A 21088-nucleotide genomic window follows, 5' to 3' on the forward strand; every position below is an offset into this window, starting at 1 on the left:
TGTATCGATTAATCTTGTATTATCAGACATCTAATTGAGTTAAGCACAGACACATGAAGTTAAACCGCATAATTTTACTGCCTCTGCTACTGGCTTCTGCAAGTAGTATCGCCTCAGACAGATCGACCCTTTCATTCTCTATCGACAACGATGGTATCTTCGGTGTCGACCAAGACTACACCAACGGTCTGTTTCTGAGCTACACGACAGGGGGCATTACGCCTTATCCTATCTTCAGCCCTTTGAGTCTCTCTTTCTGGGGCGGTGCTTCACTCGACAAGTTTGAATTCACCCTTGGTCATAAGATGTACACGCCTTCGGATATTGAAGCGACAGCGCCTATGGTCAATGACCGACCGTACGCAGGATTTCTGCACACTGAGTTCAACTATATTAGTTTGCACCCTCAACAAGCTCAGCGTTTTAACCTCACACTCGGTACCACTGGCGAGAGCTCTCTGGCCGATCAAGCACAAGATATCGTTCACGGCATCACCGGCTCAGATCAACCAAGAGGTTGGACATATCAGGTTGACGATAAATTCGTTGGTAGCGTTGGGTATCTGTCGCACTTCAACTTATGGCGTCAGCGCGCAATTGCCAATACAGACTTCGAAATTTCCAATGTCTCTGAAGTCAATGCAGGTAACTTCCGCAGTGATGTTTCCACAGGATTTATGTTCCGTTGGGGCTCAGATTTAGGCGGAAACATGGGGGCGGCAAACATTGACAACGAGAACCCATTCCGTGCCGGTATGATTGGTGGTTCACAGGGTGGCTGGTTTGTCTTCACTGGTATCGAAGCACGCTACCGATTCAATGACATTACGATTGAAGGCGAGCGTTCAGGTGTGACTGAATACGCGGTTAAAAACGGTCAGAATCCGAGTATCTACGACGTTACACTGGAAAACAATCAAGCAACAGCAGTCGCAGGCTTCGCTTGGTATAACCAAAGTTTCGGCGCGAGCTTAACTGCAACCGCGAAAACTCCCGATTACAAAGAGGCGCCGGAATCGATATACGGAACCGGCGCCCTATCACTCTACGCGTTCTTCTAAACGCGATTAGATCGTAAACTTGAGGCAGTCTTGATTGAGGCTGCCTGATCGCTCTTCAACAACCCCACTGACTTTTCTTAGCTGATCGTTATTTTGTTCAAGCTCTTTCATCGCCGCTGAGATTTGCGTCATGTTATCCGCCATCGACTGACTGGTTGTGGCCAACTCTCTAATTGAAGCAAAAATAACTTCCGTTTGATGCGACGCCTCGTTGGTTTTGTCAGTGATCATTTTCAGTGCGTTCATGGCTTCCTGACCTCGCTCACGACCTGCGATCATTGAGGATTCAGACTGACCTATGTATTGAATCACTTCCGCACTCTCTTTCTTCATCGTGTCAATGGTGCCTGAAATTTCAGAGACCGCATCAACCGTTCGCACAGCCAGACTACGCACCTCATCCGCAACAACGGCAAACCCTCGCCCTTGTTCCCCTGCCCTCGCAGCCTCAATCGCCGCATTAAGCGCCAGTAGATTGGTTTGTTCGGCAATGCCATTGATGATATCCATCACTGAGTCAACTTTTGCTGACGCCTCTTCCAACTGCTGAATGTGTCCGGCAGCCGCCGTCATTATGGCACCTACTTCTTCAATCGAACCTATCGCAGCGCTGATAACCTTAGCGCCTTCTTCCGCTGCATCGGTTGAAGATCGGCTAATATCCGCAACAAACTCAAGTGAGTTGGAGACTTCTTGGGTGGTCACGCTCACCTCTTCAGTCGCCGAAGCCAGCAATTGAGTCTGACCGAGCACCTCAGACTGGTGATGCGCAAGCAGGTCTAATCCTTGATTAAGTTCAGCAGCGTTGCCCGATAGCGCCAAACTGCTGCTTTGAACGCCTGAAACCAGTTCACCCAAATTCGTACAGCTCTGGTTGATGCTTGATGCTAACTGATTAAATTCATCGTTGGGGTTCTTGGAAAGAATCATTCGCTGGGAAAAGTCGCCCTTAGAAACGCTATTGAGTATCTCTTTGGTACGATTCAATGAGCGTGACATAGACGCACTCTGCATGGCAAAAATTGCAATGGTAAAGATCGCTAACACAACACACGCAACCAAAATAGACCACAAGGTTTGTGTCGACGTCGTTTCTGCTACGTTTTGATAACGAGCACCAATGCCGCCCAGCTCATTGGTAATCTCACCAATCAAACGTGTCATTTTGGCTTTTGCAGCATCAAGCTGCTTCTCAACCGAGCCAAGCTGTTGAGATAACTCACTCACTCGCACAAAAGCCTGTTTGTACTGTTCAATTTCTTTTTCATAAAGATCAAGCATCGCGTAAACATTGGACATGCTTTCGAAGCTCGCCATTGCACGATTGAACAATTTCAAATTATCTTCAGAGGGTTGCAATAAGTAGTTTTGTTGCGCTTTTACCATCGCCTGAAAATCAGAGTTAAGCGTCACCATGCCGGTTTCTGCGATTTTTTGTTCGATGATGGTCGCAGTCTGCTTCATCTGCCCCAGCTTGCCTTCGTCAATATTGAATCCCAACTCTTGCTTCAATGTTAACCAAGGCGTAACGGCACTTTTAAAGTCCATGACACTTTGGGTTAATTCATCACCTTGTGATACCAGCCCAACTTGTTTGAGGAACTTGGCGTTATCGCTGATTGCCATAACGATATCTTCAATACGGGTCTTGGTCGTTGCAACCTTGTCACCCGTCATGCTATCCAGTGTTCCACCAAGCGTAAGAATACGACTTTGGGTCTGATAAATGGCCAGAGACCCCGAACCAATATCTGCACTGCTTTGATATTGACTCTTCATTTTCGACAATCTTTCTGAAGTAAAAAAGGCTAGAAAAGCGAATCCGATCGTTAAAACAATCAAAAACAGTGTGACTTTCTGTTTTTGAGAGAGTGCAAGCATATCCATATAAAATCCCTTAACATCAAACAGATGTAAAATACTTTGCCTGACTGTTGTTATTAGTTGTTATTGATTTAATTGTTACCAACAACATTTTTATAACATAAATCTTAGCAAAGAAACGGTTTTTTTCTTATTTCAGCTTTTCTTGTTAGCTAGGTTCGGAAAACCTATTTTATCCCTACCATTTGTAATAAAATAACGGCCAAATTACTAATACGAGATGAGCTCATGTCAACAATCGGTCGTATTCATTCTTTTGAATCTTGCGGAACAGTAGATGGACCAGGAATTCGTTTTATCGTTTTTCTGCAAGGTTGCTTAATGCGTTGTATGTACTGTCACAACCGCGACACTTGGGATACTCACGACGGTAAAGAAGTGACCGTTGAGGAGATCATCAACGAGGCGAAGTCATACCGACACTTTATGAATGCTTCCGGCGGTGGTGTGACCTGTTCAGGTGGCGAAGCCATGCTACAACCTGAATTCGTGCGAGATTTCTTCCGCGCTGCCAAAGCAGAGGGTATCCACACTTGTCTCGATACCAATGGTTATATCCGCAAACATACTGAAGTTATTGATGAAGTGTTGGATGCGACTGACTTGGTTATGCTTGACCTTAAGCATATGAAAGATGAAATCCATCATGACTTCATCGGCGTATCTAACAAACGTACATTAGATTTTGCCCGCTACCTGCATAAAATTGGACAGAAAACGTGGATTCGCTATGTAGTGGTTCCTGGTTATACCGATGACGAAGAAGCCGCACATATGCTGGGCGATTTCATTAAAGATATGGACAACATCGAAAAGGTTGAGTTACTGCCGTATCACAAGCTTGGCGCTCATAAATGGGAAGCCCTTGGTATTGAATACCCGTTGGAAGGAACTAACCCTCCTTCAAAAGAGACGATGGACAAGATAGTATCAATCCTTGAGCAGTATCACTCAAACGTTAAATACTGATACCACTCGTTAAGAAATTCGTAAAAAATACCAACCTTACATATGGTTGGTATTTTTTTTGAGGTTTCCGTGGCGCTGAATCAACTGTTTGCTCTTTCGCTAGTACTGTTTTCCTGCTTTTTTGTCTGGAGAGATGTCGTGCAAGTATTAGTGCCGAAGCTAACTAGCGAACGAACCTTTCAGCACGTCACTTTCGGCGTTGTGTTTGCTTTTTACCTTCTTTGGTCTGCCGACGCAGGAATAAAAGAAGGTCTCTCTATTCATTTTCTCGGACTGACCGTTCTGACTCTAATGTATGGCTGGCGCAGTGCCTACGCAATCTCTATGGTCGTTTGTGCATTAATGGCGCTGTTTGGCGAACTATCCTTTTACCAGCTACCACAGTTCATACTGTTGTCTTGTTTACTTCCAATTCTTATTAGCTATCTATTATTTCTGGCTAGTTACCGTTTCTTGCCGCGTAACATTTTTGTGTTTATCTTTATCGCTGGCTTTCTCAATGGATGCGTGACTGGCACAGCCCATCTACTCATCAATGCCTATTATCTGCTTGCAGTAGCTGACTATGATTGGGTCACGATTTACGATAACTACCTCGTGTTTACCCCTCTGCTCGCTTTTCCTGAAGGTCTACTTAATGGGATGACTGTGACGATGTTGACGGTTTTCAAACCAGAACTATTGCGCGTCTTCTCGGATAGAGACTATATCTATAATCACTATCACCAAGACAAGTAAAAAATCTTACTCAATCTTTGTACTTTTGATATTAAATATGTGTTGAGATCATGTTTCAGTTAATCTGGAACAGATAACCTAAGCACATTAAAAATGTATTAGATTATTTTAGTGAGGCCACCATGGAAATGACCAACGCTCAACGTTTGATCCTATCGAATCAGTACTATTTGATGTCACAAATGGATCCTGAAAACGCAGCTAAATATCAACGTTTGCAAACGATAGTGGAACGTGGATACGAGCTACAAATGCGCGAACTCAATAAGGACTTTGGCTGTTTGGTTGACGCAGAGTGTCGTGAAATTATCGACATCATGGAAATGTACCATGCGATGCAAGAATCAAACAAAATGCTCTCTGAAGATGAGCAAAAGCTTGTTGACCAGCGTCGTCTAACTTTCTTAGGTTTTGATGCAGCATCGGAAGCACAGTTGGTTAACTACGTTCGCTTCCTAGTTGATTCTGAAGGGCTATACCCTCAGTTCAGCAAGGGAGAACATCATTTTAACGCGCAAATGCCTATGCTGGACAAATACCGTCGAATGCTAAACACCTGGCGCAACTGCCCTCGTCAGTACCACTTGTGTGCAAATGAACTAAAGCAAATCTTTAACGCTTGATTTAAAAAGGGCCGTTGCTAAGCAACGGCCCTTTCTACATGTGATTGAGATACCCCTTAGAACACGTAGGCAACCCCAATATTCGCAGAGGTAGTGACTCCGCTCTCTATCAATGGACTACCCTCTATGTCCCCCTCTATATTGGTGTAACGTACACCGCCAGAGATTCGAATACTCGGTGTAAGATGAAAGTAACCACTCGCGCCGATAAATATCTGTCCATCCCAATCTGCATCAAATTCCGTCAATCCTGATCGCGTAGCCTCAGCAGAACTCACGCCGTACAGGTGATTATTGAGACGACTACTGTTGTATGCATAACCAAGCGAAGGGGTGATTCCCCAGCCCCCTCTTCGGATCGGTAATCGCCAAGCCGTTTCGGCGTAGACTCCATTGTGTCTATTTGCGATATCACTTCCCACGGTCGCTTCAAACATACCGATAAGCGTTATCGCTTGATAACTTACACCACCTAACACTGTCGCTTTTCGTTCATCCACTAGCCTGATGTTGGGATCATTTGAATCTTCTGGCTTGAGCGTTCTCGGGTCATACGCAGCGCGGAACACAATATTGTGAGGCGAACCTACTGGGAACAGTCGATAGCCAGCGGTAAATCCACGTAAAAAAAGGTGCTCTCCTTCGTAACCAATAAGTGGAATCACCGTCTGGTTTGACGGTGTATCTTTGTAGACAGCGGGAGAGTAAGAAGCGGCGACTCCCAATGACCACTGAGAAATCTTTGCCTCGGCAGGTAAAGTGGTTATTGCAACAATGATACAAAAGCTTTTTAGCCACGTTGGTTTTTGCATAGTAGTCAAACTTTATATTGATAAAACAAATTGGAATCAAATTATATAGAATACCATCCCAATAACAACCTTTGTGAGCAAAAAGTCATCAGGCGACGTATAAATAAAAGAGAGCTTGATTGTCATTCGGAGATAAATTTACCCGCCAAACATTACGCGCATCATTTATTTCCTTGCTAAATAGTTAATTTATCAACATTAGCTGATTAGTGGTCTGACAACTAGCCTGTGGTCACAAATTGCAATTAAACACATATTTTTTAAGCAAAATTCTAAAAACCAACTAGGATTAATAAAGAAAGGATTTGCTTTTCTATGCGGGTTTATTGTCAGGTTTGACAGGTTCAGAGGGGAATTCACCATGAGTATTTTCGACCATTTCCAAGCACGCTACGAAGCCTCCAAGGATGAGGAACTATCGCTACAAGACTTTCTAAGCCTTTGCAAAGACGATAAAAGTGCTTACGCCAATGCAGCAGAACGATTATTGATGGCCATCGGTGAGCCACAAGTCATTGATACTGCGCAGAATCCTCAACTCAGTCGTATTTTCTCGAATAGGGTCATTTCACGTTACGAGACCTTTAAAGATTTCTACGGTATGGAAGATGCCATTGAGCAAATCGTTTCCTACCTAAAACACGCCGCTCAAGGCTTGGAAGAACGTAAACAGATTTTGTACTTACTCGGTCCTGTAGGTGGTGGTAAATCATCACTGGCCGAAAAACTAAAATCATTAATGCAGCAAATGCCGATTTACGTACTTTCCGCTAACGGTGTGCGCAGCCCTGTCAATGACCATCCGTTCTGTTTATTCGATGTCACCGAGGATGGCGAATTACTTAAACAAGAGTATGGCATTGAGAAGCGTTATGTCCGCTCGATTATGTCACCTTGGGCAGCGAAGCGTTTACACGAATTTGGCGGCGACATTTCTAAGTTCAAAGTGGTTAAAGTGAGACCGTCGATTTTAGATCAGCGCGCCATCGCGAAAACCGAACCTGGCGACGAAAACAACCAAGATATTTCATCTTTGGTGGGTAAAGTCGATATCCGCCAGTTAGAGCACTTCTCTCAAGATGACCCTGATGCTTATAGCTACTCAGGTGCACTGTGTCGTGCTAACCAGGGCCTGATGGAATTTGTCGAGATGTTCAAAGCACCAATCAAGGTGCTACACCCTCTTTTAACCGCGACTCAAGAAGGAAACTACAACGGTACCGAGGGGCTTTCCGCATTACCATTTGACGGCATGATACTCGCTCACTCAAACGAATCCGAGTGGCAAACATTCCGTAATAACAAAAACAATGAAGCATTCCTTGACCGTGTTTACATCGTTAAAGTGCCTTACTGTCTGCGTGTTTCAGAAGAAGTTAAAATTTACCAAAAACTACTCGACCACTCGGAACTGTCAAAAGCACCATGTTCACCAAGTACCTTAGAGTTACTTTCTCAGTTCAGTATTCTGTCGCGTCTAAAAGAGCCTGAAAACTCGTCCATCTTCTCTAAGATGCGCGTTTATGATGGTGAAACTCTTAAAGACACCGATCCAAAAGCGAAAAGTTACCAAGAATACCGTGATTTCGCAGGTGTCGATGAAGGCATGTCAGGTCTTTCAACCCGTTTCGCCTTTAAAATTCTATCGCGCGTCTTTAACTTCGATCAGACCGAAGTGGCGGCAAACCCCGTTCACCTCTTCTATGTAATCGAGCAACAGATCGAGCGTGAACAGTTCCCTCAAGAGACGGCAGAGCGATACCTCGAGTTCTTAAAAGGTTATCTAGTGCCACGTTACGTCGAGTTTATCGGTAAAGAGATTCAGACCGCTTACTTAGAGTCTTACTCCGAATACGGACAAAACATCTTCGATCGATATGTCACTTACGCCGATTTCTGGATTCAAGACCAAGAGTATCGCGATCCAGAGACAGGGCAATTGTTTGATCGATCAGCATTGAACAATGAGCTAGAAAAAATCGAGAAAACAGCCGGCATTAGTAATCCAAAAGATTTCCGAAATGAAATCGTTAACTTCGTGCTTCGTGCACGAGCAAACAATAACGGTACCAATCCAGTTTGGACGAGTTACGAAAAACTTCGCACTGTGATTGAGAAAAAAATGTTCTCTAATACCGAGGAACTGTTACCAGTTATCTCCTTTAACACTAAAACCTCTTCTGATGATCAGAAGAAACACGATGATTTTGTCGCCCGTATGATGGAAAAGGGCTACACAGAGAAGCAAGTTCGCTTGCTATCTGAATGGTATCTACGCGTACGTAAATCATCATAGCAGCAGTGTTTTAGCCCGTACTTCACCTGCCAGTCTATTTTATTCTGGCAGGTGTAAGGTGCAAGATTGATCCAGCCCTCGTTGCAGGGCTTGTATGAGATAAGGGGTGACTCATGGCGCAATTTATTGACCGACGACTGAACGGCAAAAATAAAAGTGCTGTAAACCGCCAGCGCTTTTTGCGCCGCCATAAAGATCAAATTAAAGAGTCTGTGGCGGATGCAGTAAATCGCCGTTCAATCACCAACACCGAAACTGGTGAAGATGTCGCTATTCCGCACAAGGACATCAAAGAGCCTGTATTTCATCAAGGCAAAGGCGGCCTAAAAGAACGCGTGCATCCGGGTAATGACCAATTTATCACCGGGGACAAAATTGAACGCCCTAAAGGGGGTGGACAAGGGGGCGGTTCCGGAGAGGGTGATGCCAGCGCGGACGGCGAAGGCCAAGATGATTTTGTTTTCCAGATTTCTAAAGATGAATACTTAGACATCCTATTTGAAGATCTTGAACTGCCAAACTTAGAAAAAAATCAGATTAATAAAATCACAGAATGGAAAACCCACCGTGCCGGTTATCAAACGGCTGGGGTTCCCGCCAATATCGCGGTGGTCAAATCTCTACAGCAATCTCTCGCGAGACGCACCGCCATGACAGCAGGCAAAAAAAGGATGCTACGTGAGTTAGAGGAAGAGCTCGACCGCGTAAAAATGTCTGAGCCAGCTCAGATGCTCGAAGAACAGCGTATACAGAACGAAATCAAAGATCTGCGTCGTCGAATTGAAACTGTGCCCTTCATCGATACCTTCGACTTACGCTTTAAAAACTACGAACGCCGCCCTATTCCTTCAAGTCAGGCTGTGATGTTCTGCCTGATGGACGTGTCCGGCTCAATGGACCAAGCGACGAAAGACATCGCGAAACGTTTTTATGTCTTGCTCTATCTCTTTCTAACGCGCACATATGAAAACGTCGATGTGGTGTTTATACGCCATCATACTCAGGCTAAAGAGGTCGACGAACATGAGTTTTTCTATTCCCAAGAAACCGGGGGAACCATTGTTTCAAGTGCATTAAAACTGATGAATGAAATTGTCGCTGAACGTTACCCTGTTGGTGAATGGAATATCTATGCTGCGCAGGCTTCAGACGGTGATAACTGGGCCGATGACTCACCGCGTTGTCGCGAACTACTAACCAAACATTTGCTGCCACACTGCCAGTATTATTCTTATATCGAAATTACTCGTCGTTCACATCAAACCTTGTGGCATGAGTACGAAAAACTCGAAGGGAGCTTCCCTAACTTTGCGATGAAAAATATTCGCAGCGTAGAGGACATTTTCCCAGTGTTTAGAGAGCTTTTCAGAAAAGAGACTGCTTAGGGAGGCCGTATGACAACAAAAACTAAAAAGCCAACGAAAAGCAAAGCATTGCCGGACGGTCCAGACTGGACGTTCGATTTGCTTGAGCAATACCATGTTGAAATTAAGCGAGTGGCTGACCACTACAAGCTTGACGCCTACCCTAACCAGATCGAAGTGATCACTTCAGAACAGATGATGGATGCCTACTCAAGCATTGGTATGCCCATCAACTATAATCACTGGTCATTTGGTAAGAAATTTATTCAAACCGAGCAAGGCTATAAACATGGCCAAATGGGCCTTGCTTACGAAATCGTCATTAATTCAAACCCCTGTATCGCCTATTTGATGGAAGAAAATACCGTCACTATGCAGGCTTTGGTCATGGCACACGCCTGCTATGGTCACAACTCGTTTTTCAAAGGCAATTACTTATTCCAGACTTGGACGGACGCAAGTTCTATTATCGATTATCTGTTGTTCGCTAAGAACTACATCGCTGAGTGTGAGCAAAAATATGGAGTTAAGGAAGTCGAAGCGCTGTTGGATTCCTGTCATGCGCTGATGAACTTCGGTGTTGACCGCTACAAGCGCCCTGAGAAAATTTCCATCGCGGAAGAGAAGTCTCGCCAAGAAGAGCGCGAAGCCTACCTACAATCCCAAGTCAACGACTTGTGGCGTACCGTTCCTAAATCAAAGGTAGAACCTGACAACGAAAAGGCGCGTTTCCCCTCTGAGCCTCAGGAAAACATCCTGTACTTCATAGAGAAACACGCGCCACTCCTTGAGTCGTGGCAACGTGAAATCGTGCGCATTGTGCGTAAGATCAGTCAGTACTTCTACCCACAGAAACAAACCCAAGTGATGAATGAAGGGTGGGCAACATTTTGGCACTATACGATCCTCAATCATCTCTATGACGAAGGATTAGTCACCGACCGTTTTATTCTTGAGTTCTTGCATAGTCATACCGGTGTCGTCGCACAACCGCCATACAATAGCCCCTATTTCAGTGGTATTAACCCCTACGCACTCGGATTCGCTATGTTCCGCGACATCCGTAGAATTTGCGAAGAGCCGACCGATGAAGATCGCGAGTGGTTCCCAGATCTTGCCGGAACAGATTGGCTAGAAGCGGTTCACTTTGCGATGAAAAACTTTAAAGATGAAAGCTTTATTAGTCAGTATCTTTCACCAAAGTTGATGCGCGACTTTAAGCTTTTTGCCATCGTCGATGATGACCGAAAAAATTATATCGAGGTGAGCGCCATTCATAATGACAGTGGTTATCAAGCGATAAGAGAAAAGCTCGCCGCTCAGTACAATCTGTCTAACCTGGAACCCAATATTCAGGTATTTAACGTAGATGTTCGTGGTGATCGTTCACTCACTCTACAATACGTTCCACACGATCGTATCCCTTTAGATGACAGTTATGAGGAAGTGTTAAAACACTTGTACCGTTTGTGGGGATTTGACGTCAGACTGGAGGAACTAAAAGACAGTGGTCGCAGAGAGATACTAGGCGCTTGTCCAAAACGAAATGATTATGACGCGAAAATATAGATGTTAAAAAAGGCCCCTCGGGCCTTTTCTTTTATCGGTTAGCGATGATTTTTCTCACCACTTCAAGATCTTCTGGTGTATCTACACCCGCAGATGGCGCGTCTTTAGCCACTTCCACATGGATTTTTTCACCGTACCAAAGCACTCGTAGCTGCTCTAAACACTCAATTTTCTCAAGCACGGTAGGTTGCCAATTGATGTAAGTATTGATAAATCCAGCACGGTAAGCATAGATACCAATATGACGCATTAAAGGTTGCGCGATACTCTTTGAGTCATTAGCAAAATTGTCACGATCCCATGGAATCGTTGCACGGCTAAAGTACATCGCATACCCGTCTTTATCCGTCACCACTTTTACCGCGTTTGGATTGAACACTTCCGACTCATGGTCGATTTCTACCGCTAGCGTCGCCATTGGTGCTTCACTACTGGCTAAGTTGCGTGCAACTTGAGCGATAATACTTGGTGGGATTAATGGCTCATCACCCTGAACATTGACAATAATGTGATCGTCAGGAATTGCCATTTTTTCAACGACTTCAGCAAGACGCTCTGTACCCGATTCATGGTCTGGCGAAGTCATGCATACTTCACCACCAAACGCTTTAACAACGTGCTCAACGCGGCTATCGTCTGTCGCGACAATCACCTTATCTGCACCAGCTTGGATCGCTTGCTCATACACCCATTGAATCATCGGCTTACCGCCAATGTCTGCCAGAGGTTTACCTGGCAGGCGCGTCGATTGATAACGTGCTGGGATAACAACCGTAAATGACATTATCTGCCCTCGTCCATTGAGATATTGCGTGCTTCTGGTTCAAGAAGCACAGGGATTCCCTCTTTGATCGGATAGGCTAAACGATCCAGTTTACACACTAACTCTTGCTTTTCCTTATCGAACGCAAGCTTACCTTTACATACCGGACAGGCAACAATCTCAAGCAGACGGTGATCCATATTTTTCCTTAACCTCTTTAATCATATTTAAAATACGCGCTTCATCACTTGGACTAAACACTGCGCTAACGGGCAGATACCACCAATTATCTTTCGCGTAGCTCGCGCATTTTACTGCATCTTTCTCCGTCATAATCAGATGTTTGCCTTTATTGGCAAGTTGTTCTAATTCTGACGGTTCAAAATCTTTATGGTCAGCAAAACCCTGTTGGTAGGTAGGCTTTGCTCCTAAACTTTCTAACGTCTTAAAAAACCTTGGGGGATGACCGATTCCTGCCATTGCGACTAACTGCTCTCGAATAGAAGAAATATTCGCTCGTTGACCCGTTTTTAAGTTTATCACTTGGTCTGGTTTAAGCGTCATGGCCGCTTCGCCTTGTAACGCTTTACCACCATTCGTGATGATGAGGTCGACTTCAGCCAAACGTGCGACGGATTCTCTTAATGGTCCCAAAGGCAGTAGTGACTCATTGCCAAATCGCCTAACGCCATCCACTACCACGATTTCAATGTCTCTCTCAAGAGCGTAATGCTGCAAACCATCATCAGTAATGATGATATCGACACCCATAGGAAGCAAGGCGTTTACCGCTTCACTGCGTTTGGGGGAGACGGCAACCGGCGCTCCGGTTCGCTTAGAAATCAACTTCGGCTCATCACCACAATGTTGAGTTGGGGTATCATCGCCAACAACCAATGGGTATGAGGGCGCTTTTGCACCATAGCCACGAGAAACCACACCTGGCTTATAACCTAACGCTTGTAGTTGTTCCACCAACCAAATCACGACCGGAGTTTTACCATTTCCCCCTGCCGTAATGTTGCCAACCACGACCACAGGCACAGGAGCTCGGTAGCTTGGTTTAACATTAGACTGATATTTGATGCGACGGGAACGGCTTATAACCCCAAACAACTGGCTTAATGGCCACAAAAGTGGCCATAGGAGATATTTGACGGGGTGGTTTTCGAACCAGATTTTCTCAATCAAGATTACGCACCAAACTGAATACGATGCAGTTGCGCGTAAGCACCGTTTTTCTCGATTAAGTCTTGATGACTACCACGTTCAACAATCTCACCTTCATCAACAACGAGAATTTCATCTGCGCTTTCGATCGTAGACAGTCGGTGGGCGATAACCAATACCGTTTTATCTTTTTGCAGTTCATCAAGCGCAGACTGGATAGCCTTCTCAGACTCGGTATCCAACGCTGACGTTGCCTCATCTAGAATCAGTACTGGCGCATCACGTAACAATGCTCGGGCGATCGCGATACGCTGACGTTGACCACCCGATAGGCTGGCACCATTTTCACCAATAACCGTATCTAAGCCATCATCCATTTTGTCAATAAAGTCCATCGCATAAGCCAATTTGGCTGCGTGCTCTATCTGTTCACGGCTGTATTTCTCGGTTGCCGCATAGGCGATGTTATTGGCAATAGTGTCGTTAAACAGGTGTACGTTTTGCGAAACTAACGCGAAGTGTGAACGCAGATTACTAAGTTGATAATCACGAATATCATGCTCATCGAGGCAGATGCTACCAGAGTCAACATCGTAGAAACGGGTAAACAGGCTTGCGATAGTACTCTTGCCTGAACCTGAACGACCGACCAAGGCGACCGTTTTTCCTCGAGGAATTTTAAAGCTGACATCGACTAACGCAGGTTTTTCTTTGCCTTCGTAAGTAAAGGTGACTTCCTTCACTTCAATATCACCGCGGGCACGCTCAACCTGATATTTGCCATTATCTTGCTCGGTTTCAAGATCCATTAATGCAAATAAGGTCTGGCTGGCTGCCATACCACGTTGAAAGTCAGACGTTACGTTTGTCAGTGCTTTGAGAGGACGCATCAGACCAAACATAGCAGAAAAGACTACGGTAAATGTGCCTGGAGTCAGGTCAGAGCGAATAGAATCGACACTTGCAAGAAACAGGACAACAACAAGTGCAATTGAAGCGATAAGCTGTATCACTGGGTTCGCGATGGCTTGAGCGGCGACTAACTTCATCGACTGCTGGCGCATCTGATTACTTACAGCATCAAAGCGCTCGCTTTCGATTTTCTGACCACCATAGCTCAATACGACTTTGTGACCTTTTAGCATCTGTTCAGCTGACGAAGTGACATGTCCCATTGCATCCTGCATATTCTTTGAGATCTTACGGAAACGCTTCGAAACAACACCAATACCCCAAGCCACCAGCGGAGCAACAACAAATAGCACCAGTGACAACTGCCAACTGTTCCAGAACATCAGTACCAAGAGACCAATAATACTCGCACCTTCACGAACAATACTGACCAATGCACGGCTAGTTGCACCGGCTACTTGTTCAGAGTCGTAGGTAATTCGAGAAAGAAGACCACCAGCCGACTCTTTATCAAAGTAGGTCACGGGCATGTGCATAAACTGATTGAAGATCGCACGTCTCATCTCCATCACCACATTGCCAGAAACCCAGCTCAGACAGTAGGTCGAGACAAAGCCACTTAGACCGCGTATCACCATCATGCCAAAAATGATCAGTGGCAATATGCGTAAGAAATTAGATTCTGCGTTACCAAAACCTTCATCTAGAAGGGGTTTAAGCAGAGAGACCATGTAAGTATCAGCAACCGCATTAATGACCAATGCGACAACGGCAACCGCTAGACCTGCCTTGTATTGGCGAATATAAGTCCACAAGCGTTTAAAGGTTTGCCAAGTAGTTTCGTCTTGATTCAGAGACATAGAAATGCTTATTTTTCTTTTACAATATTGCGGTTATTCTACTCCCTTACGCAGCATCTGCCTATACCAAGTCCCCCCTTTCAACCACCTAAGTGCGCTTGTCTGGGTGTGATTTGGATAAAATTCGACCGTAATTTGACCATCATTGGCGGTATCTAGCCATGTTGCGCCTGCATTTTCATATCGGTGGACAACTTGCTGACTAGGCAAATTCCACCGTCCCTTTTTACCGACAGAGGCAATCGCAATGTCCGCTGACACCGCATTGATAAACGGCAAAGTCGACGAGGTAATGCTGCCATGATGAGGGACCACAATAATATCCGCGTTTAGATTGTCGACCTGACGTAGCAACAACCATTCGGTTACCGAAACAATATCCCCCGTAAGCAGCACACTTTGCCCTTGTATTGTATGCGTCAGCCTCACTACACAAGAGTGAGCATTAAAGGCACGCTCGACACTCTTTGGCGGCCACAGTGCTTCAATTTCGATCTCTTGCCATTGCCACTTGTTCCCAGCGATGCATTCTTGTCCAGCAGCAAGTCGTTGACTACTGATGAGGTTTTCCGGTTGCCAAGAACCTTGTATTTCCATCCAACCACCGGCATGGTCATTATCGAAATGGCTAAGAATCAAAAAATCGACGTTCTCAATACCACTATACCTGATATGAGGAGAGACAATTTGCTCGGCAAAACTTGAGTTGTTCCAGGCCGCTCCCGTATCGTAAACAAGCACACTCTGCCCTTGTTGCACCACAATAGCTAGCCCGTGGCCAACATCCAAAGCGGTCAACTTCCATGTTGGCGCTGGCGACCAATCGGTGACACCCAAGGTAATAACACCGATCACTAGCAGACGGTTTCGCCGCCTTACTAGAGTGATCACAGGCGCCACCACTACCGTCACCATTATCCACTTTAGCTGTGTATTTGATAGGTCCAGCCATCCCCAATGAGCGTTAGCAATCATCCAACTCACCGGAAAAAGGCTGCCATCGACTGCCCACCATAGCCATGATGTGCTATCAGCCAACAACGAGCCTAGCAAAGCGAGAAAGGCCAAAGGCATCACGACAAAACTAAACCAAGGCACAAACAACAGGTTATAAATCACCGAGCCAATACTGAGTCCCTGATATAGGTAAACCACTAATGGTGCCATAGCAATGACAAGCAGCAACTGGAGTCTCAATAAACCCTCGAGCCAGCTTAGCTTCTCCCTTATCAGAGAACGATTTAGCATGATAATGGCGACAGCATACATAGACATCCACAAGCTCCGACTTAACACTGAGAATGGTTCCATCGCGACCAGAAAAGCGAATACAAGAAGCCAACGATAACTGCTGGGCAAACTACCCGCTCGATAGTGCGTCACACTCACTAAACAGCACATCAACCAAGCACGTTGAGTGGGAATAGAGAAACCCGCTAACCACGCGTAGCACCATGCAAGCAGCAACCCAAAAAAAACCGGGGTCCAGCGTAACGCAGCGCTCACTCGCATCGCTACCAGCCCAAGTGACCAACCAAAAGTAAATACAATCGCGATATGAAGGCCAGAGATTGAAATCAAGTGACTTAAACCACTTTGTTTAAGTTGCTGCCAGGTTTGAGCAGAAATCTCATCACGTACACCAAAGATCACGGCTAAGATCATGCCTCTAAATTCGCGGCTAGCTAGATGGCGGCTGACTTTATCTAGCAGCCGAGTTCTTAGTGATTCTCGGGTGATGGCATAGTAGCTGCGCTTACTGTTTATCGACAGTGACGCCACTATCGATTGCTCAAGCGCGTATTTCTCAGCATCAAACCCAACTGAGTTCATCAATCCATAAATTGCACTCACTTTTACACTGGCTGAAATCACATCTCTCGGTTTTAGCTTGATCGGCCCCTTTAACCTCACTTTCGGGCACGCTAAACTGGTCAAAGCTTGGCCATTGATTGATCTAACTATAACTATGCCTTGAAAGCCGTAGTTTATTGGTTTAAAAAGGCTGTCAACATCAGCAATTATGGTAATATCCTGACCTGCTTGAAAAAGCATCTCTGTTTGATATCGCAGTAAGTTGCCGTGCAATAGGATGACGACACACGCTAAGGCTATTCCTGAACAATATCTGGCTTTTCTATACTTGAAGGAAGCAAGCAACACAGCCAGAGGAAGCAGCAGATAATGCCAACTGGGCATGCTGAACCAGTAAGGGCTAGTCGTGATTAACAAAGAGAACGAAATTAGCGTCCAATAATTTAAGTAGAGAGTCATATTCCCCTATGCCAAGAAAATTTATTAAACGCTTTATGCCTGACCACGAAGTAATTAAGCGTCAAAAGGCACTAAAGATTTTTGGCAACGTGCTTTACAACCCTAACCTATGGTGTCTTAACCGTCGTTCAGCCGCCGGTGCCTTTGCAGTAGGGTTATTTATGGCGTTTGTTCCTCTGCCAAGTCAGATGATCATGTCAGCAGGTCTCGCGATCATGTGTGGCGTGAACTTACCCCTCTCTGTTGCACTCGTTTGGGTCAGTAACCCTGTAACCATGCCCGTTTTGTTCTACTTCGCGTATAAGATTGGCGCGTGGGTAATGCACGTCCCACCTCAAGACTTTCATTTTGAGCTTTCTTGGGAGTTTATTCTCCACCAGATGACCACTATTGGCCCTCCATTCCTACTAGGCTGCATGATCTGTGGCATAGCCTCAGCGATGGCCGGCTACTTTGGCATCAAAGCCCTTTGGCGTTATTCGGTTGTACGCAGCTGGCAAAAACGAAAAATCAGAATAAGTGGCTTGCTGAAGAAGTAAACTTGCGATGTGCAATTGCGCAGGACAGATTTGCCAGACATGTAATTGAGATGTCGAATGGAATAAAAAAAAGGACCAGTAGGTCCTTTTTTATTGCTTTGATTTAGCGTTACTTTGAGCTCAGTACCGCCGCAGGATTAAGCTTACTCGCTCGAGAGGCTGGATACCAAGTCGCCAGCAAACTCAGCACGACCGCCGTCAACGACACCAATGCCACATCTGAGACATTGACCTGTGAAGGAAGAAAGTCGACAAAGTAGATATCACCAGACAAGAATTGATGGCCAATCAACGCCTCCAATGCCGTAATCATTGGCGTCAAATTAAGCGCAACTAGAACACCAATGGCACTACCAGCCACACTGCCGAGAACACCAGAAAAGACGCCTTGCCAGACAAATATACGTTTAACCAGACCATCGCTTGCCCCCATGGTACGCAAAATAGCGATCTCAGCAGCACGATCTTTAACCGCCATCATTAATGTAGAGACGATATTAAAGCTGGCAACACCAATGACCAACACCATCACCAAATACATGATGGTTCTGACCAGTTGAATGTCTCGATACAAGAAACCATATTTCTGTTGCCAACTGCGCAGATAAACATACACATCTAAGGTATTGCCTGCTTCTCTTACAATTTGCGTTGCTTGCAATACATCGGTGACACGGACTGAAACACCACTAACGCCGTCACCCAATTTGGCGTACGCCTGTGCATCTTCGAGTGGGATCAATGCCAAATTGTGATCGATTTGACCATTTAACTTTAACAGTCCAGCGACCTTAACGCGCACACGCTTTGGAGCCTGAACCTTCGTTGTCACACCGCTTGTGGGGATCATTAGCGTCAGATAATCGCCTTGTTTGACTTGCAACAAGTCCGCGACACCTTGACCTAAAATTACCTGTTGCTGGTTAGGCTTGAATGCTTGCCAAACTTGGGCATCGATAAACGCATTGAGATTGGAGACTTTACTCTCTTGTTGAGGGTCAATCCCTCGGACCTCTATCGCCTTTAGTTGCGTTCCTTTCTCGGCAAGAGCAGTCAGCTTAACGTAAGGAGCGGCAGCTTCAATTTTTGGATGTTTTTCAGCTTGTGTGACCACATTGTGCCAATTACTTAGCGGGCCTTTTACCCCTTCGAATTCACCATGTGAGATCACCGACAAGACCCGGTTATTGAGCTCTCGTTCAAAACCATTCATCGCCGAAAGGCCAATGATAATAACGGCGACTCCGACAGCGATACCAATGGTCGAGGACAGTGAAATAAAAGAAACCATTTTATTTCGCTGTTTGGCTCGACTGAATCTCCCACCGATAAATAACGATAATGATGAAAACACTTAGGCCCCCTCTAGATTGAGTAGCAGGCCATCTTGCATGTGTAGCTGGCGATCCATTTTGGCCGCAAGTTCACCATCATGAGTGACGACTAGGAAAGCCGTCTCTGATTCTTGATTCAATTCGCGCATCAAATCGTAAATTGCTAGCGCCGTCGAATGATCCAAGTTGCCAGTCGGCTCATCAGCCAACACCAACGCAGGGCTGTTCACCAGGGCACGAGCAATCGCTACGCGTTGGCGCTCGCCTCCTGACAGTTCAGCGGGACGATGCTCTAATCGGTGACTCAAGCCAACTTTATCAAGCAATGCTTTAGCAGCCAGTTTTGCTTGGCTGACTTTTACGCCACCAATCAATAAAGGCATCGCAACATTTTCAATCGCACTAAAATCAGACAACAAATGATGAAACTGATACACAAATCCTAAGTGCTGATTGCGCAGTTTGGCTTGGTGGTTGGAGCTAAGCGTAGCGAGATCATGGTCGAGAAAGGTAACGTGCCCTTGTGTCGCATCGTCGAGCGCACCAAGAATGTGTAACAGAGTACTCTTACCCGAACCGGACGTACCGATAATTGAAGCTAGCTCTCCTCTCGCTAATTCAAAGCTGACACCCTTTAATACTTGAGTATCAAACGCTCCCTCATGATAGGTTTTACACACATTGTGGCACTTGAGAAGGTTACTCATATCTTAAAGCCTCAGCTGGTTTTACAGAAGATGCGCGGTAGGAAGGAAACAAGGTTGCAGCAAGGCTTAGCGCGATGGCCAACACCACAACAATGACAATTTGAGTCGGATTAATTAATATGGGCAACTCCCCTCCAATAGAGAAAAGAGCCACTCCTGCGCTATCAAGGATCTGGTTGAGATTACTGGCCAGAGCGATACCAAACGCCCCACCGATCAAAGCACCAATCACACCACTACTTGCACCTTGAACCATAAAAATGGCGAGCACCTGACGGTCAGTCATACCCTGGGTTTTAAGGATTGCCACTTCCGCCTGTTTTTCCATCACCACCATAATCAAGGCAGAAATAATATTGAATGCCGCGACACCTATGATCAGTCCCAACATCAAGCCCATCATGTTTTTTTCCATGCGAACTGCTTGGAATAGCTCACCGCGTTGGTCTCGCCAATCCTGCCACTTCCAACCTTGAGGCATTGGCTGTTCTGCTATATCTGCGACCACAAAAGGGTCATTAAAAAACAAACGCCAACCTGTCATAGCATCGTCATTTAGACGCATTAACTTACCCGCGTCTTGGATGTGGGTCAGCATCAACTGGCCATCAACGTCCGAGCCTGTGTTATAGATGCCTGCGACAGTAAACAATCTCTGACTAGGTATACGTCCAAGAGGCGTAAACTGACTGGCACTTGTCACCATTAGGCGCACCTTATCGCCGATCGTCACGTCCAAAGATCTCGCTAATGTGTGTCCAATGAACAGCTGATATTTCCCCGCTTGCAAATTGGCTAGTCGCCCCGCAATAAGGTGCTGTTCGATCGGATCATGTTCAGAGGGTTTAATGCCTATCAGTAACCCAGCGCTCAATTGACTGACACTTTGTATCACCGCTTCACTTTTTACTATTGGTTCTGGGTGCCCTGCATCGGAGAGCTTGGAGACAAATTCTGGCGGCGTCGAGCTGTACTCCGTCGCGCCAGCCGTTTGCGAGACTATCGCTTGTGGCAACACACCTAAAATGCGCCCTTTGAGCTGGGCTTCGAAGCCATTCATTACCGATAAAACAGTAACCAAAGACATCACACCAATAGTGATGCCTGCGGTCGACATATAGGAGACAAATCGGCTAAACCTGTCACCGGATCGCCCGCGCAGATAGCGTAACCCGATAAAGGTAGAGACTGGATGAAACATAGTAGAAACCAA

The 21088-nt window shown here is 45.6% G+C and carries 18 protein-coding genes; 8 read left to right on the plus strand and 10 right to left on the minus strand.

The annotated features are described in order from the left end of the window. Positions 1-53: 53 nt before the first annotated feature. Entirely contained in the window at positions 54-1061 is a 1008-nt protein-coding gene (locus ACQEXR_RS03565; RefSeq protein WP_426950339.1) for a lipid A deacylase LpxR family protein, read from the plus strand. Positions 1062-1067: 6 nt separating this feature from the next. Here the strand turns inward: ACQEXR_RS03565 and ACQEXR_RS03570 are convergent, their stop codons facing one another. Then, positions 1068-2948: a methyl-accepting chemotaxis protein gene (locus tag ACQEXR_RS03570; RefSeq protein WP_426950340.1), complete on the minus strand. Its 1881-nt coding sequence runs from the start codon at positions 2946-2948 to the stop codon at positions 1068-1070. 225 nt (positions 2949-3173) lie between these two features. Here ACQEXR_RS03570 and pflA point away from each other — a divergent pair, with 225 nt between their 5' ends. The 3 genes from pflA to ACQEXR_RS03585 all read left to right on the plus strand — a co-directional run bounded on the left by pflA (position 3174) and on the right by ACQEXR_RS03585 (position 5275). After that, positions 3174-3914 carry a pyruvate formate lyase 1-activating protein gene (gene pflA / locus ACQEXR_RS03575; RefSeq protein ID WP_138973308.1) on the plus strand — a complete coding sequence of 247 codons (741 nt, stop codon included), beginning with the start codon at positions 3174-3176 and terminating at the stop codon, positions 3912-3914. 69 nt (positions 3915-3983) lie between these two features. Beyond that, positions 3984-4652, plus strand: coding sequence for an energy-coupling factor ABC transporter permease (locus tag ACQEXR_RS03580; protein ID WP_427019759.1), 669 nt, complete (start codon positions 3984-3986; stop codon positions 4650-4652). 122 nt (positions 4653-4774) lie between these two features. After that, the gene (locus tag ACQEXR_RS03585) at positions 4775-5275 is read left to right on the plus strand and encodes a YfbU family protein (protein ID WP_138973310.1); all 501 of its coding nucleotides are present in this window, start codon (positions 4775-4777) and stop codon (positions 5273-5275) included. A 56-nt stretch (positions 5276-5331) separates the two neighbouring features. Here the strand turns inward: ACQEXR_RS03585 and ACQEXR_RS03590 are convergent, their stop codons facing one another. After that, a complete protein-coding gene (locus tag ACQEXR_RS03590) occupies positions 5332-6087 on the minus strand; it encodes a MipA/OmpV family protein (protein ID WP_427019760.1) in 756 nt (251 codons plus the stop codon). A gap of 361 nt (positions 6088-6448) precedes the next feature. Between ACQEXR_RS03590 and ACQEXR_RS03595 the strand changes: the two genes are divergently transcribed. The 3 genes from ACQEXR_RS03595 to ACQEXR_RS03605 all read left to right on the plus strand — a co-directional run bounded on the left by ACQEXR_RS03595 (position 6449) and on the right by ACQEXR_RS03605 (position 11316). Further along, complete coding sequence (locus ACQEXR_RS03595; protein WP_138973311.1) at positions 6449-8383, plus strand: PrkA family serine protein kinase; 1935 nt, start codon at positions 6449-6451, stop codon at positions 8381-8383. Between the two features lie 113 nt (positions 8384-8496). After that, the gene (locus tag ACQEXR_RS03600) at positions 8497-9768 is read left to right on the plus strand and encodes a YeaH/YhbH family protein (RefSeq protein ID WP_331417077.1); all 1272 of its coding nucleotides are present in this window, start codon (positions 8497-8499) and stop codon (positions 9766-9768) included. Positions 9769-9777: 9 nt separating this feature from the next. Continuing rightward, a complete protein-coding gene (locus ACQEXR_RS03605; protein ID WP_138973313.1) occupies positions 9778-11316 on the plus strand; it encodes a SpoVR family protein in 1539 nt (512 codons plus the stop codon). 31 nt (positions 11317-11347) lie between these two features. On the opposite strand, the gene kdsB is transcribed toward ACQEXR_RS03605, so the two are convergent. Genes kdsB through ACQEXR_RS03630 form a run of 5 tightly spaced genes read right to left on the minus strand, consistent with a single transcriptional unit; the run spans position 11348 to position 17295 of the window. Then, the gene (gene kdsB / locus ACQEXR_RS03610; protein WP_426950344.1) at positions 11348-12100 is read right to left on the minus strand and encodes a 3-deoxy-manno-octulosonate cytidylyltransferase; all 753 of its coding nucleotides are present in this window, start codon (positions 12098-12100) and stop codon (positions 11348-11350) included. Next, positions 12100-12279 carry a Trm112 family protein gene (locus ACQEXR_RS03615; protein ID WP_138973315.1) on the minus strand — a complete coding sequence of 60 codons (180 nt, stop codon included), beginning with the start codon at positions 12277-12279 and terminating at the stop codon, positions 12100-12102. The genes kdsB and ACQEXR_RS03615 overlap by 1 nt, the downstream gene beginning before the upstream one ends. After that, positions 12260-13270, minus strand: a complete 1011-nt coding sequence (gene lpxK, locus ACQEXR_RS03620; RefSeq protein ID WP_331417080.1) for a tetraacyldisaccharide 4'-kinase — start codon at positions 13268-13270, stop codon at positions 12260-12262. Before lpxK ends, ACQEXR_RS03615 begins: the two co-directional genes overlap by 20 nt. A 2-nt stretch (positions 13271-13272) precedes the next feature. Then, complete coding sequence (msbA, locus tag ACQEXR_RS03625) at positions 13273-15021, minus strand: lipid A ABC transporter ATP-binding protein/permease MsbA (RefSeq protein WP_427019761.1); 1749 nt, start codon at positions 15019-15021, stop codon at positions 13273-13275. A 33-nt stretch (positions 15022-15054) separates the two neighbouring features. After that, positions 15055-17295, minus strand: a complete 2241-nt coding sequence (locus tag ACQEXR_RS03630) for a DNA internalization-related competence protein ComEC/Rec2 (RefSeq protein WP_427019762.1) — start codon at positions 17293-17295, stop codon at positions 15055-15057. Between the two features lie 8 nt (positions 17296-17303). On the opposite strand from ACQEXR_RS03630, the gene ACQEXR_RS03635 reads away from it, so the two are divergent. Further along, complete coding sequence (locus tag ACQEXR_RS03635) at positions 17304-17834, plus strand: DUF2062 domain-containing protein (RefSeq protein WP_138973319.1); 531 nt, start codon at positions 17304-17306, stop codon at positions 17832-17834. A gap of 109 nt (positions 17835-17943) precedes the next feature. On the opposite strand, the gene lolE is transcribed toward ACQEXR_RS03635, so the two are convergent. Genes lolE through lolC form a run of 3 tightly spaced genes read right to left on the minus strand, consistent with a single transcriptional unit; the run spans position 17944 to position 21076 of the window. After that, entirely contained in the window at positions 17944-19188 is a 1245-nt protein-coding gene (gene lolE / locus ACQEXR_RS03640) for a lipoprotein-releasing ABC transporter permease subunit LolE (protein WP_138973320.1), read from the minus strand. Beyond that, positions 19189-19875: a lipoprotein-releasing ABC transporter ATP-binding protein LolD gene (gene lolD, locus ACQEXR_RS03645; protein WP_427019763.1), complete on the minus strand. Its 687-nt coding sequence runs from the start codon at positions 19873-19875 to the stop codon at positions 19189-19191. After that, positions 19868-21076 (minus strand): lipoprotein-releasing ABC transporter permease subunit LolC, encoded by a 1209-nt coding sequence (gene lolC, locus ACQEXR_RS03650; RefSeq protein WP_427019764.1) that lies wholly within the window; start codon positions 21074-21076, stop codon positions 19868-19870. Before lolC ends, lolD begins: the two co-directional genes overlap by 8 nt. Positions 21077-21088 lie beyond the last annotated feature (12 nt).

Origin of the sequence: Vibrio sp. TRT 2004 (assembly GCF_050113735.1) — a bacterium.
Taxonomy (GTDB): domain Bacteria; phylum Pseudomonadota; class Gammaproteobacteria; order Enterobacterales; family Vibrionaceae; genus Vibrio.

What these genes read in the sequence shown, in the direction of transcription:
- ACQEXR_RS03565 (WP_426950339.1), top strand. Translation starts at nt 54, where the DNA reads ATGAAGTTAAACCGCATAATTTTACTGCCTCTGCTACTGGCTTCTGCA.
- ACQEXR_RS03570 (WP_426950340.1), bottom strand. Translation starts at nt 2,948, where the DNA reads ATGGATATGCTTGCACTCTCTCAAAAACAGAAAGTCACACTGTTTTTG.
- pflA (WP_138973308.1), top strand. Translation starts at nt 3,174, where the DNA reads ATGTCAACAATCGGTCGTATTCATTCTTTTGAATCTTGCGGAACAGTA.
- ACQEXR_RS03585 (WP_138973310.1), top strand. Translation starts at nt 4,775, where the DNA reads ATGGAAATGACCAACGCTCAACGTTTGATCCTATCGAATCAGTACTAT.
- ACQEXR_RS03590 (WP_427019760.1), bottom strand. Translation starts at nt 6,087, where the DNA reads ATGCAAAAACCAACGTGGCTAAAAAGCTTTTGTATCATTGTTGCAATA.
- ACQEXR_RS03595 (WP_138973311.1), top strand. Translation starts at nt 6,449, where the DNA reads ATGAGTATTTTCGACCATTTCCAAGCACGCTACGAAGCCTCCAAGGAT.
- ACQEXR_RS03600 (WP_331417077.1), top strand. Translation starts at nt 8,497, where the DNA reads ATGGCGCAATTTATTGACCGACGACTGAACGGCAAAAATAAAAGTGCT.
- ACQEXR_RS03605 (WP_138973313.1), top strand. Translation starts at nt 9,778, where the DNA reads ATGACAACAAAAACTAAAAAGCCAACGAAAAGCAAAGCATTGCCGGAC.
- kdsB (WP_426950344.1), bottom strand. Translation starts at nt 12,100, where the DNA reads ATGTCATTTACGGTTGTTATCCCAGCACGTTATCAATCGACGCGCCTG.
- ACQEXR_RS03615 (WP_138973315.1), bottom strand. Translation starts at nt 12,279, where the DNA reads ATGGATCACCGTCTGCTTGAGATTGTTGCCTGTCCGGTATGTAAAGGT.
- msbA (WP_427019761.1), bottom strand. Translation starts at nt 15,021, where the DNA reads ATGTCTCTGAATCAAGACGAAACTACTTGGCAAACCTTTAAACGCTTG.
- ACQEXR_RS03630 (WP_427019762.1), bottom strand. Translation starts at nt 17,295, where the DNA reads ATGACTCTCTACTTAAATTATTGGACGCTAATTTCGTTCTCTTTGTTA.
- ACQEXR_RS03635 (WP_138973319.1), top strand. Translation starts at nt 17,304, where the DNA reads ATGCCAAGAAAATTTATTAAACGCTTTATGCCTGACCACGAAGTAATT.
- lolD (WP_427019763.1), bottom strand. Translation starts at nt 19,875, where the DNA reads ATGAGTAACCTTCTCAAGTGCCACAATGTGTGTAAAACCTATCATGAG.
- lolC (WP_427019764.1), bottom strand. Translation starts at nt 21,076, where the DNA reads ATGTTTCATCCAGTCTCTACCTTTATCGGGTTACGCTATCTGCGCGGG.